The sequence below is a fragment of the Pseudomonas viridiflava genome (assembly GCF_900184295.1).
GTDB classification, from domain to species: Bacteria; Pseudomonadota; Gammaproteobacteria; order Pseudomonadales; family Pseudomonadaceae; genus Aquipseudomonas; species Aquipseudomonas viridiflava.
Genome location: NZ_LT855380.1, coordinates 4661328 through 4673920 on the forward strand (window position 1 = coordinate 4661328; position 12593 = coordinate 4673920).

Consider the following 12593-nt stretch of genomic DNA (forward strand, 5'->3'; position numbering starts at 1 on the left):
GGAAACCGAGATGAAAGCATCCCTTCTGTTGCTGGCAGGTCTGGCCGTAGTCGCCACCCACGCCAGTGCCTCGACACCACAAGCCTGGAGCGCGTTGGACAAGGCGATGCTCGACAGTTGCCTGAAAGCCAGCCAGCTCAAGAACGTTTCAGCCGTCGGCAACAGCGCCCAGTTTGATGACCGGGTCGGCTACAGCGCGCTGCTGTTGAAAGGTCGCTATCCACAAAAACACATGAACAACCGCCCCGGCACCGAGCTGTGTCTGTACAACCGTAAAAGCAGACAGGCCAGCGTGACCGAGTGGGACAGCATCACCCCGTCGCCTGCCCGCTAGACCTGTGGCGCGCAACTTGCTTCATGGCCTGCATCAGTCGGAACGATGACAGCCTTGTCGTCACCCCGGCGCCCGTCATGCACAGGTTACCGACCCAATGAACACCCAGTTTTCCTGCACAGGTTGCGGCGGCTGCTGCACCGATCATCACGTACCGCTGACACTCACCGAAGCCACGCAGTGGGCGGCGGACGGCGGTACGGTGATCGTGCTGACCGAAGCCTTTCTCGGTAACGGTTATGGCGTTCCCGAAGCGCAATTGACACACGCCACCCGACGCTCGACCGAAGTGAACAGTGGCCTGACCACCGCCTACGTCGCCATCACCTTCGCCGCCTACAACGTGGGTCGCTGCCGGAATCTTGACGACCAGAACCTCTGCGGCATCTACGAGCGTCGCCCGCTGGTGTGCCGGATCTATCCGATGGAAATCAATCCGCACATCCCGCTGCGTCCTGAAACCAAGGGCTGCCCGCCGGAGGCCTGGGAACAGGGTCCCGATCTGATCGTTGGCAACACGCTGGTGGACACGCAACTGATGGCGCTGATCGAGCAGTCACGCCAGGCAGACCGCGATGAAATCGAGGCCAAGCAGGCAATCTGTCAGACGCTGGGAATTCGCACCACGGCCCTCAAGGGCAACGGTTTCGTGGCGTACCTGCCGGACATGGTCGCCTTCGCGGCAGCCATCGAGCAGGTTGCCAGCCACGAGAGCAAATTATCGGCAAAAGCCGACTGGGAATTTCATGTCGCAGGCCAGACGGTCATCGACACGCTGCAGGCGGCAGGTGCCGACGTGACCCTGAGGGAACCGGTTTCCTACCTGTTCATCCCGCTGCAGGCAGCCTGACTCAGCGCTTGCCCATGGAACGACGGGTTCCGGACGGCGCGGCACCTGGCGTTTTGTGATGGCCGGATTTGTTCGATTTCTGATACCAGGCCTGATCCTTGTCTTTTTTGGCCTGTGCGAACTCCGACGGCTTGAACGGAAAGCTGAACGGGGCAATCGCAGCCTTCTTGTCGGCAGCGTCTACGGAGTCGATTGCGGCTTCTTGAACAGAGGGTTGTTCAGGAGTGGTCATGGTGTCACCAGAAAGTCGAAATGGCCGGGCGAACGCCCGCGGTCGCGCAGCATACAGCAAACCTCGAACGCCCGCCCGAGCCTCCTGTCGCCCTCACCGATAGAACAGATCCACCATGATTTGCGCATCAAAGGGCCCGACCTGCGGCCGACTGCTGTTCCAGACCAGTTCGGCATTGAAATCCGCTCTTGAAGCCTGGGTATCGTCCAGCAATTCAGCCATGTGGAACGGTTCGTTGTAGCGCAGGGCCTTGCCTCCCAACGCACCGCTGATGCGGATGCCCAGCGACTGATTGCCAGCGGGTAGCAACAGATCGCCCGCGCCCGAAATCATGCCGCTCACCGGACGAAAACGCGCATTGATGCTGAAGGGTGAATCACAGGTGCGGCGGGTCAGCAGTGAAAATGGCTGAGTGGCGAAAACCTTGCCAACGGCGACGTTCTTGATGGGTATCTCACCGAACTCCACGGTTTGCGGCATCACTTGCAAATCGGCGTCGCAGGCCACGAAGCGCAGACCGGTGAGGCTGTCGATCACGTAACTGAGACTGCGCCCCGGCAACGGTTGCAGACCGGCACCGCTGTCGAGCTGGAAGAAACGGTAATCAAGCAGAGTGCTCGCGACGCCCGAAGGCGGGGTTGCGCCGAACTTCTGGATGAACACCGAAAACGGCAGATTGAAACGGATTTTGGGGCAATCGTCGATGTTCGCATCGCCTTCATGGCACGCAGGCAGGTACTGCCCGGTGGCAACCCGTCCGCTGCCTTGCACATAATCAATTCCCCTGTAGGTCAGACCCGCACGAATGCCCTGTCCGATCATGATGTTGTCCGGGTTCAGGTACAGGGCAATCTCCTCCTGAAGTGCCTGCTGACCATCCTTGGCGCACTCGACCTGGACGTTCATGGGCTCGGAGCGCCAGACCACTTCGCCGTTCGGGACCGTGGCAGGAATGGCCACCGTACTGCTCAACTGAGCATGAACGAGGGTTTCGCCCGCACCCTGTGTCTTGCAGACCAGCGCAAACGCGGGCGCAGGGCTCAGCAGCATCAGCAATGCGGCAGCGCTGAACCGGCGGCGCACGAAGAAAGATTTCATATCAGCAGGATTCCTGAAGAGAGTGGTTTTCCAGAAGACGGGCGCGGGCCGATGCCTGCCCGTTCAGATGCACGCAGTAACCGCGCTGGCCGCCGTAGTCGGTCAGCGCCTTGAACGCGAGCCGGTGCAGGCCGGACCCTTGCGCACTCGCCGGGACCGGCAACTCGATCCGCGCACCGGGGGCCAGCAACAGGTGGTCGCTGATCTGAACACCCTCCAGGCTCAGGGATTCAAGGGAGACGTGGTAAGCCGTAGGGTTGCTGACCTGCAACTGCGTCATGCCCGTTCCGTCATGCGTCACCGCCCAGTCCAGCCGCTCGGCGGACTCGGCCGGATCGCCCGGCAGCCCGACGGGTCGGTAAAACACGTTGATGCGCTGACGTACGGCGATCGTGAGTTGTCGGTTGCCGCTTTCACGCCTGGGAATTTCAAGCACCGACAGGTGCAGCAGGGATTCCCGGTCCTCGGGCATTCCGGCACCCTGGTACAACACACGCACGGCCTGTCTGCCGCCCGCACCGATACGCGAAAGGGGTGGCGTCACCACAAAGGGCAGAATCCGGGTCGATGCCGATGACGTTTCGTCATCCAGCGGATCACTGAGCCAGGCCTGAACAAGTACCTCGTCCTGCCCGGGGTTGCGCACCTCCAGGCTGACCTCCCGGTACCGGCCATCGAAGATCAGCCGCGTTCCGGTCAGCGACAGCGCTCCCTGTGCGCAGACACTGGTCAGCGACAGCACCGCCAGAAGCATGAGTCGGTAAGCGCAGGTCATTGGCAGGTCACCTTGAGCCGTTCATAGGCCCGTGCCGGGTCTCTGGGCGGCAGCACGAAAGGCGCTTCGCAACGCTGATCCGACCAGCGAACGTGCAAACGGCCGCTGTCCTGATCACTCAACACCAACGCCTGACTGCTCGGGTCCACCACCGCGAGCGCCCTGCCCTGCCCGTCCTCGACACTGGCACCGAGCGGCACCTTGCTGCCATCGGCGCGCACCAGTTCAAACTGCACGCGGCGACCCACCGCCGCCTTGAAGCGCACCAGCGGTACGGCTCCGCGTCGAGGCACGATCTGGGTGATGGCGCTTTCCAGATCGATGTCGGCGCCCAGTTGCCGAGTGTCCAGGCTGACCCAGTTAGTGCGATACGGCTGCGCATAGGGCATCACCGCATAACCGTTGGCGGCGGTGGCCACGTTGTTGAACGACCTGAGCCGCGCCCCTTCGACATCCGGCACATGCACCAGCGCAAAGGTTTCACCCAATGGCTGGCCCAGATTGACGCCACCCGCGTGAGCGACGACAGAACCGGTAGCACTCAGGGTCAACGCGTCATAGTCCTGGCCCTGGCTGTAACCGGCCTCGAACCGACCGTAAGGCAGGGTGGTATTGACCTTGCCCGCGCCGTAACTCCCGGAACGGCTGTCACGTCCGGTCTGCACGGAGTAGAACGTGTCGCGATCATCCATTACCTGACCATTGAGGCCCGCCTGCACGCTGTAATCGCCCGCACTGCTGCGCACCCCATTGAACGACAGGCGTGACGAACCCGGACTCGTGCCCAGCGGCAGGGTCACACTGAAAGCGATCCGAGTGTCCGGAGTCGCATCACCCGAACGGCCGAAATCCTGATTACGCTCCACGGACAGGCTGTAATTGAGACTGCGCCAGGCCGCGTTGTACGACAGATAAAGCTGCCGGGTCTTGCCGGGCAGGTTCCAGTAGCGCTGCTCGGAAGCCGTCAGGCTCAGGGAGGCATTTTGCGCTGGCAGCACCTGAGTGACATTGAGCTCCAGCCGGTCCCTGGGCTGGCCGCCCGGGAGTCCGTTCACTGGGTCCCCCGTCTCGCTGACGTGCTGATTGAGCGTCCGGTATTGTTCGGTGGAATAGCGATACCCGGCGATGGCCAGGGTGGTGTCCGTCACATCCAGTGTATTGGCATAGCGAACCCGCAGGCTCTGGCCCGCAAGCGTCTGCGGCTTCTGCTGACTGACCGAATGGGTGATATCCAGAGAGACCGCGCCGATTCCGGTGTTCACTCCGGTGCCGATGTTCGTGGCCTGATAATCCTCGGCCAGTTGCAATCCGCCGAAGCCGGTCATTCGTTCTGACAGACCGTAGATCAGCGCGGCGCTGGTGAAGGCCGGAGAATCCTGACCGTCGTTGTCGATCTGCCCGGCAGCCAGGCTGAAGCGCAACGCACCTGCTGGCACCATGATCGGCAGCGACGCATAAGCCTGGGTGAATGAACGTCGGCGGCCATCGGCTTCAATGATCGTGACCTCAAGATCGCCGTTGGAACCGCTGGGGTAAATGTCCGTGATTTCGAAGGGACCGGGTGAAACGTTGCCGCTGTACAACAGGAATCCGTTCTGGCGAACCTCGACCGTGGCGTTGGTCTCGGCAGTGCCACGGATGACTGGCGCATAATTGCGCTCACTGTCAGGCAGCATGCCGTCATCCGAGGCAATCGACGCACCTCTGAAGCGAACGCTGTCGAACACCTGCGAATCGCTGAATGTCTCACCCAACGTCAACTGGCTTTTCAGGGCGGTGATGTCGCGCTGAGCGAACGTGCGATTGCCCCGATAACGCCATGAGCGATCGGCGCCATACAGCAGTGAAGACTCGTTGCGCAGCCGCCAGGCGCCCAGGTTCACACCGTTGCGCAGTCCCATGTAGTACTGGTCGGAATCGAGGTTCTGATTGCGCCGTCTGACGACATTGGCGTTGTAATTGACGAATGCTGCGGGCTCGCCCTCGTCCCACAACTGCGGTGAGACATAACCTCGGGCACTGCGCGCCATCACCGCCTGCGGAACACTGATGTTCAGGCGCAAGGCACCGGGATGGTAGTCGACTCTTGCAAACTCGACCTGCGCGGGCAGATCGAAACACGCTTCGTCCGGCTCGCCGGTGGCAGGCAAACGGGCCGGATCGAGTCCGAAACCCTGCAACATCTCAAGCGTCAGGCAAGGCTCGATCTGGCCGGAACGCCGGTTTTTCGAAAATGCCACATCACGCCGTCCGCTCAACGTCCGGTTCACGTAGATGTCCACGCGGTAGATACCCGGCAGAACGCTGTTGGCGCGCAAAAATTCTTTCAGGTCCGGGGGCTGCTCGCTGCCCTGAATGAACGCGGTATTGAACTTGACCGGGGTCGTGATAGCCGGGCCATCCGGTCCGGCCGCGAAGGCGGTGCAAGAACAGCTCAGCACCAGACTGATACAGACCCGACTGCGGCGCGATACCCACGTGGTACCGGGTCTCGAGCAATGTCCGGGATACAGGCGAACAGACTGTGCAATGACGCCCATGTCTTTTTTGTGCCATTCCATAGCGATCTTTACTCTACTTCGGATATATCGCACGTCGCGCAATCCTTCGCACAGACGCAGGGCGACAGGACCGGCCCGGCTAGCGCGCCGCAGCCTTGCTTGCGTAAATGACTCCGCCGTCGTCGAGTCGGGCCTGATAAGGGTCCTGTCCGCCGAAATCGTTGATGCTGATGAAGCTCAGATCCAGTGGCACCGCAGCGCTCTTGCCCCGCAACGGCAGGCTCAGGCTCTGATGAGGCGCAAGCATCTGGCGGTCAAGACTGGCCAGTTCGGTGCCGCGCTGACGAACCGAAACCCGCAACATCGACACGTGATAGGGCCCTGGGTTTTCAATGGACAGCACATCACCTCCGGCCCAGCGCCAGCGCAGTTTTTCGGGCGCCTGCAACGGATCACCGCCCAGCCCCTGGGGCCGAAAAAACACCTTGATGCGTTGCCGTATCGCGATTTGAAGCGTGTTTTCTGCAGCGGTCTGGGGTATTTCCTGAACATTGAGCCACAGCACCGACTCGCGGTCGGTCGGCAGGCCGGCGCCGGAATGGATGATGCGCAGCAACTGTTTGCTGCCACCGGCCATACGCGCCAGGGCTGGCGTGACAATGAAAGGCAGATCCGGAGTAGCCTGTGTACCGACCGCGCCAGGCGTCTCAAGCCAGGACTGCAGAAGGATTTCTCCACTGCCGCTGTTCTGAACTCCGAGGCTCGCTTCCTTGTCGCCCCCCTGATAAATGACCCGCGTCGTGTTCAGCACGATGCCGGCCTGAGCGAAAGACATGGTCAATCCCATCGCAAGCAGCACGATGTAACGAAAAAAGTCGAGAAGCATACTTGGCACCCGCCTCTGATGAGCATGAAACAGGGCGAGCGAAGCCCGCCCTGTCAGGCCGTTACTCGTAATCCATTACGAACGGCATGAAGCCATCGGCGTTACCAGGATTGGTCGGCGTGCCGTTGAGCACGTAGACCGCGCCAAAGTTGATCTCGGCAGTTGCGCCACCGACACCATCCTTGACCAGCGACGTGTCGATGGTTTCGCTGCCACTCAGGTCCATCAGCACGCTGGAAGCATTGAGAAGACCGATACCGACACCGTCCGCCGCACCGGTGGTGCGCAACAGTTTCGAATCGTTATTGTCCAGTCCACTGCCGTTGCGAGCGGTGAACCGCATCTTCACCATGTTGTACTGATCGGCACCTGCACTGCAGTTGACCAGTAATTGAATAGGTGTGGCGGTTTCATATTTGGTTTCGCTGGAGAGGCCGATATCGGAAAACGAAACGTTGCCCAGATCGACATTGATCTCACCCGGATTATTACCGGCGCTCACGCCGGTGCCCGGCGCCACATCGCAAGAGATATTGGTGAGTGTGCCATTGAAGATCAGTTTGCCGTTGTTTGCCGCATTGGCGGTGCCCGCCAGACCCAAACTTATAGCGCCCATGACTGCCAGTGTCAGAGAAAGCTTTCTCATGCTAACTACCTTCCTTGTGTTATTTCGTGTGTGCCCATGTTCGGACGGCGAGCACTATAGGTCTCGAACTTTTTGACCGCTGTCAGGGGGATTACTTTGAATGAGCGGACACGACCACACGCCACGCAGGATGCATCTGTAGGAATAACCAGAATAACCGTACAGGCCACGGTTTCAGAGCGTTACAGGTAATACCCAAGCACATACATCAACCAAATGATTGCCGCAGGCATACTGAATAACAAAAAAGGAAAGTACGCAGGAAAACTGCATTGTCGGACAATAACCTGTCGCCGCTGAAGAGGCGACAGGTTATTTGATAAGCGGCAGGGGAGTTTATTGATACGTCAGCGTTACCACGCCGGCACGAGCCGCCACCGTCGGCTGTCCGGCTGTCGATGAAACAGGCAAGGCCGGCAATTCCTGATAGACGGCAACAAAGGGAGCGCTGTTATCGGCGCACGCATCTTTCACTGTACTGATCTGTATCGTAATGCCCGGCGAAACTGTCAGTGAACGCAGGTCCTTATTTGCCGAGCCCGGTGCTGATGCCGATACTTCGCAACTCGAATTGACGACACTGCCATGAAAACTCAGGGTACCGTCACGCGCGAGCGAAAGACTGGAAGCCAGCAGCAACGGAATAAACACAGTTGTCGCCATACCGGAAGGCGTGGACAGGATTTGCAGAACGCTCTTGACGGCTGATGCCTTGCTGTTCATGCCACACCTCACGGATAAAATGCTTGATAACAGTTAAGTCGAAGAAAAATCAGAGAACAGAAGTTAGCGCATGAAAATGTAGGATTTATCTGAGGACTCACTCATGATCCGATACGTCATCCCCTCTATCGTTGTATCGCCCCGGAGCCGGATTTCTTGATCGGTGTTTCCTGACATTCCTGACAGCTGAAAGTCATTCTGCTGACCGTGTTTGCAGGCTATAAGTAACACTTGAAACTCGCTGCCTTTCACATTGACTCTTCCGGCGCCTTCCCCGCATGCGTAAACAGACCCTCACCGTCACAGCCTTCGTCATCCTCGCTGCCCTGGTCGCGATTGTCGGCTGGAACCTGCTACGCCCTGCCAAGGCCCACAAAAGCGCGCCAGCCGCCGTTCCGGTCAAAGTCGTGACCGTCGAGGTCGAAGACGTGCCGCGTTTCGTGACCGGCATCGGTTCAGTGCTGTCGCTGCAAAGCGTCGTGATTCGCCCGCAAGTGGACGGCATTCTGACCAGAGTGCTGGTCAAGGAAGGCCAGCAGGTCAAGGCCGGAGAGTTGTTGGCAACGCTGGACGACCGCTCGATCAGCGCGTCACTGGAGCAGGCCCGTGCGCAACTGGCGCAGAGCAAGGCACAACTCGACGTCGCCCAGCTTGATCTCAAGCGCTATCGCCAGCTCACTGAAGACAACGGTATTTCGAAGCAGACCTACGACCAGCAACAGGCGCTGGTCAGGCAGCTCAGCGCCACAGCGCAGGGTAACGAAGCAAGCATCAATGCCGCGCAGGTCCAGCTTTCTCACACACAGATCCGCTCGCCGGTCAGCGGCCGGGTCGGCATTCGCAATGTCGACGAAGGCAATTTCATGCGGGTCACGGATGCCGCCGGGCTGTTCTCCGTCACCCAGATCGATCCTATTTCCGTGGAGTTCTCACTGCCGCAGCAGATGCTGCCCACCCTGCAAGGGCTGATCGCCGACCGCACGAGCGCGGTGGTCAAGGCCTATCAGGGTGACAGCGCTGCCAACGGCCTGTTACTGGGCGAAGGCACACTGTCGCTGATCGACAATCAGGTGTCGGCCACCACCGGGACGATCCGCGCCAAAGCGCAGTTCAACAACCCCGGTGAGCGGTTGTGGCCGGGGCAACTGGTGACGGTAAAGATCCAGACCGGCATCGAACGCGATTCGCTGAAGGTAGCGCCTCAAGTCGTACAGCGCGGCATGGACCAGCATTTCGTGTACCGGGTCACAGCGGATAAAAAGGTCGAAGTGGTGCCCGTGAAAGTGCTGTATCAGGACAGTGAACAAACCCTGATCAGCGGCCCGCAGGCAGGAGACACACTGGTCAGTGACGGTCAGTCCCGACTCAAGCCCGGCACCACCATCGAAGTGGTGAAGGGCGCGGTAGAGGAAGACCGCACCGCACAAGTGGAGCGCGCGCAATGAAACGCCGGGGTTCGGTGTCCGCATGGTGCATCGACCATCCGGTCGCCACTCTGCTGTTGACCTTTGCGCTGGTGTTGCTGGGTGTCATCGCCTTTCCGCGCTTGCCGGTTGCGCCATTGCCGGAAGCGGAATTCCCCACGATCCAGGTCAGCGCCCAGCTTCCCGGTGCCAGTCCTGAAACCATGGCCTCGTCGGTCGCCACGCCCCTTGAAGTGCAGTTCAGTGCGATACCAGGCATGACGCAAATGACGTCCAGCAGTGCGCTGGGGTCAACCAACCTGACGCTGCAATTCACCCTCAACAAGAGCATCGACACGGCCGCGCAGGAAGTGCAGGCGGCGATCAATACCGCCGCCGGACGCCTGCCCGCTGACATGCCCAACCTGCCGACCTGGCGCAAGGTCAACCCGGCCGACAGCCCGGTGCTGATCCTGAGTGTCAGCTCCAGCCTGATGCCGGGCACCGAACTGAGCGACGTGACCGAAACCATTCTGGCGCGACAGCTCAGCCAGGTCGAAGGTGTGGGTCAGGTGTTCATCACGGGTCAGCAGCGCCCGGCAATCCGCGTGCAGGCCGCGCCCGAGAAACTCGCCGCTCTGGGCCTGACCCTCGCCGACATCCGCCAGGCCGTGCAGCAGACCAGCCTGAACCTGGCCAAGGGCGCGCTGTACGGCAAGGACAGCATTTCGACCCTGTCCTCCAACGACCAACTGTTCAAGCCGCAGGACTACGCGCAACTGATCGTGTCGTACAAGGATGGCGCACCGGTGCACCTGAGTGATGTGGCGCGGGTGGTCAACGGTTCGGAAAACGCTTATGTGAAGGCATGGTCCGGCGACCAGCAAGGCGTGAACATCGCCATCTTCCGCCAGCCCGGCGCCAACATCGTCGACACGGTGGACCGCATTCAGCGCGAACTGCCGCGCCTGCAGGAAATGCTCCCCGCCGCTGTCGATGTGTCGGTGCTCAACGACCGGACGCGCACCATCCGCGCCTCGCTGCATGAAGTGGAGCTGACCCTGCTGATTGCTGTGCTGCTGGTGGTCGCCGTGATGGCGCTGTTCCTGCGTCAGCTCTCCGCGACGCTTATCGTCAGCGCCGTGCTGGGGGTGTCGCTGATTGCCAGTTTCGCGATGATGTACCTGCTGGGGTTCAGCCTGAACAACCTGACGCTGGTGGCAATCGTGGTCTCCGTAGGATTCGTCGTGGACGACGCCATTGTGGTGGTGGAAAACATCCACCGGCACCTGGAAGCCGGACAAGGCATGCGCGAAGCGGCGATCAAAGGCTCGGGCGAAATCGGCTTTACGGTGGTCTCGATCAGCTTCTCGTTGATCGCAGCGTTCATTCCGCTGCTGTTCATGGGCGGCGTGGTCGGGCGTCTGTTCAAGGAGTTCGCCCTGACCGCCACGGCGACGATCCTGATTTCGGTAGTGGTTTCGCTGACCCTGGCGCCGACACTGGCTGCGTTGTTCATGCGTGCCCCGTCGCACGCCAAGCATTCCCGACCGGGCTTCGGCGAGCGCCTGCTCGCCACTTACGAGCGAGGCCTGCGCAAGGCACTGGCGCACCAGCGGATCATGCTGGGCATATTCGGCCTGACACTGGCTCTGGCAGTGGTCGGCTACATCGTCATTCCCAAGGGATTCTTTCCAGTGCAGGACACCGCTTTCGCGCTGGGCACCACCGAGGCGGCGGCCGACATTTCCTACCCGGACATGGTGGAAAAACACCTCGCGCTGGCGAAGATCGTCGGCGCCGATCCTGCGGTCCTGGCGTTCTCCCATTCGGTCGGCGTGTCAGGCAGTAACCAGACCATCGCCAACGGGCGTTTCTGGATCTCGCTCAAGCCCCGCTCGGAGCGCGATGTGTCGGTCAGCGAGTTCATTGATCGCCTGCGTCCCAGGCTGGCCAAGGTGCCGGGCATCGTCCTGTATCTGCGTGCCGGACAGGACATCAACCTCAGTTCCGGCCCGAGCCGCAGCCAATATCAGTACGTACTCAAGAGCAACGACGGGCCGCTGCTCAATACCTGGACCCAGCGCCTGACCGAAAAGCTGCGAGAAAACCCCGCGTTCCGCGACCTGTCCAACGACCTGCAACTGGGCGGCAGCGTGACGCACATCGACATCGATCGCAGCGCGGCGGCACGTTTCGGGCTGACCACCGCAGACGTGGATCAGGCGTTGTATGACGCGTTCGGCCAGCGGCAGATCAGCGAATATCAGACCGAGGTCAACCAGTACAAAGTGATCCTCGAACTCGATGCCCGACAACGTGGCAAAGCCGAGAGTCTGGCTTACTTCTACCTGCGCTCGCCGCTGACCAATGAGATGGTGCCGCTCTCGGCACTGGCCAAGGTCGGCGCGCCGCAAATGGGGCCTTTGTCGATCAGCCACGACGGCATGTTCCCCGCCGCCAACCTTTCCTTCAACCTCGCCTCCGGGGTCGCACTCGGCGATGCCGTGCGCATGCTGGACGAGGCCAAGGCCGAGATCGGCATGCCGGCGTCGATCATCGGCAGCTTCCAGGGGGCAGCGCAGGCGTTCCAGAGTTCGCTGGCCAATCAGCCTTGGCTGATCCTCGCGGCACTCGTGGCGGTTTACATCATTCTGGGTGTGCTGTACGAAAGCTTCGTGCACCCGCTGACCATCATTTCGACGCTGCCGTCGGCGGGCATCGGCGCGCTTCTGTTGCTGTGGATGATGGGGCAGGATTTCTCGATCATGGCGCTGATCGGCGTGGTGCTGCTGATCGGCATCGTCAAGAAGAACGGTATTCTGCTGGTGGATTTCGCCCTGCAGGCGCAGCGCGAGCAAGGGCTGACGCCACAGGAAGCGATTTACGAGGCCTGCATGACGCGCTTCCGGCCTATCATCATGACGACTCTGGCAGCACTGCTCGGCGCGCTGCCGCTGATGCTGGGTTTCGGCGTCGGTGCGGAGCTGCGTCAGCCTCTGGGTATCGCCGTGGTCGGCGGCCTGCTGGTGAGCCAGCTGCTGACGCTGTTCACCACCCCGGTCATTTACCTGCAACTGGAGCGGCTGTTCCACCGGCGTCATCCCGCGCCTGCGCCCGCACTGGCCATTCACGAGTGAGAGTC

At 60.8% G+C, this 12593-nt stretch carries 11 protein-coding genes; 4 read left to right on the forward strand and 7 right to left on the reverse strand.

Translation table 11 applies throughout. From position 1 onward, the window contains the following. The first annotated feature begins 10 nt into the window (after positions 1-10). Together CFBP1590_RS20975 and CFBP1590_RS20980 are read left to right on the forward strand one after the other, a co-directional pair. Positions 11-334 carry a hypothetical protein gene (locus CFBP1590_RS20975; protein WP_029241983.1) on the forward strand — a complete coding sequence of 108 codons (324 nt, stop codon included), beginning with the start codon at positions 11-13 and terminating at the stop codon, positions 332-334. A gap of 97 nt (positions 335-431) precedes the next feature. Further along, positions 432-1184, forward strand: coding sequence for a YkgJ family cysteine cluster protein (locus CFBP1590_RS20980; protein ID WP_088235848.1), 753 nt, complete (start codon positions 432-434; stop codon positions 1182-1184). A gap of 1 nt (position 1185) precedes the next feature. Here the strand turns inward: CFBP1590_RS20980 and CFBP1590_RS20985 are convergent, their stop codons facing one another. The 7 genes from CFBP1590_RS20985 to CFBP1590_RS21015 all read right to left on the reverse strand — a co-directional run bounded on the left by CFBP1590_RS20985 (position 1186) and on the right by CFBP1590_RS21015 (position 8045). After that, positions 1186-1416, reverse strand: a complete 231-nt coding sequence (locus tag CFBP1590_RS20985; RefSeq protein ID WP_029241981.1) for a hypothetical protein — start codon at positions 1414-1416, stop codon at positions 1186-1188. Positions 1417-1509: 93 nt separating this feature from the next. Further along, on the reverse strand, positions 1510-2514 hold the full coding sequence (locus CFBP1590_RS20990; RefSeq protein ID WP_088235849.1) for a fimbrial protein: 1005 nt from the start codon (positions 2512-2514) through the stop codon (positions 1510-1512). A 1-nt stretch (position 2515) separates the two neighbouring features. Beyond that, positions 2516-3295 carry a fimbrial biogenesis chaperone gene (locus CFBP1590_RS20995; protein WP_374729067.1) on the reverse strand — a complete coding sequence of 260 codons (780 nt, stop codon included), beginning with the start codon at positions 3293-3295 and terminating at the stop codon, positions 2516-2518. Then, entirely contained in the window at positions 3286-5850 is a 2565-nt protein-coding gene (locus CFBP1590_RS21000) for a fimbria/pilus outer membrane usher protein (RefSeq protein ID WP_088235851.1), read from the reverse strand. The genes CFBP1590_RS20995 and CFBP1590_RS21000 overlap by 10 nt, the downstream gene beginning before the upstream one ends. 79 nt (positions 5851-5929) lie before the next feature. After that, positions 5930-6676 (reverse strand): fimbrial biogenesis chaperone, encoded by a 747-nt coding sequence (locus tag CFBP1590_RS21005; protein WP_029241977.1) that lies wholly within the window; start codon positions 6674-6676, stop codon positions 5930-5932. A 61-nt stretch (positions 6677-6737) separates the two neighbouring features. Further along, positions 6738-7322, reverse strand: a complete 585-nt coding sequence (locus CFBP1590_RS21010; RefSeq protein WP_029241976.1) for a fimbrial protein — start codon at positions 7320-7322, stop codon at positions 6738-6740. Between the two features lie 336 nt (positions 7323-7658). Beyond that, a complete protein-coding gene (locus tag CFBP1590_RS21015; protein WP_145958183.1) occupies positions 7659-8045 on the reverse strand; it encodes a hypothetical protein in 387 nt (128 codons plus the stop codon). Between the two features lie 278 nt (positions 8046-8323). Here CFBP1590_RS21015 and CFBP1590_RS21025 point away from each other — a divergent pair, with 278 nt between their 5' ends. After that, the gene (locus CFBP1590_RS21025; protein ID WP_088235852.1) at positions 8324-9490 is read left to right on the forward strand and encodes an efflux RND transporter periplasmic adaptor subunit; all 1167 of its coding nucleotides are present in this window, start codon (positions 8324-8326) and stop codon (positions 9488-9490) included. Beyond that, positions 9487-12588, forward strand: a complete 3102-nt coding sequence (locus CFBP1590_RS21030; RefSeq protein WP_088235853.1) for a multidrug efflux RND transporter permease subunit — start codon at positions 9487-9489, stop codon at positions 12586-12588. The genes CFBP1590_RS21025 and CFBP1590_RS21030 overlap by 4 nt, the downstream gene beginning before the upstream one ends. Positions 12589-12593: the final 5 nt, after the last annotated feature.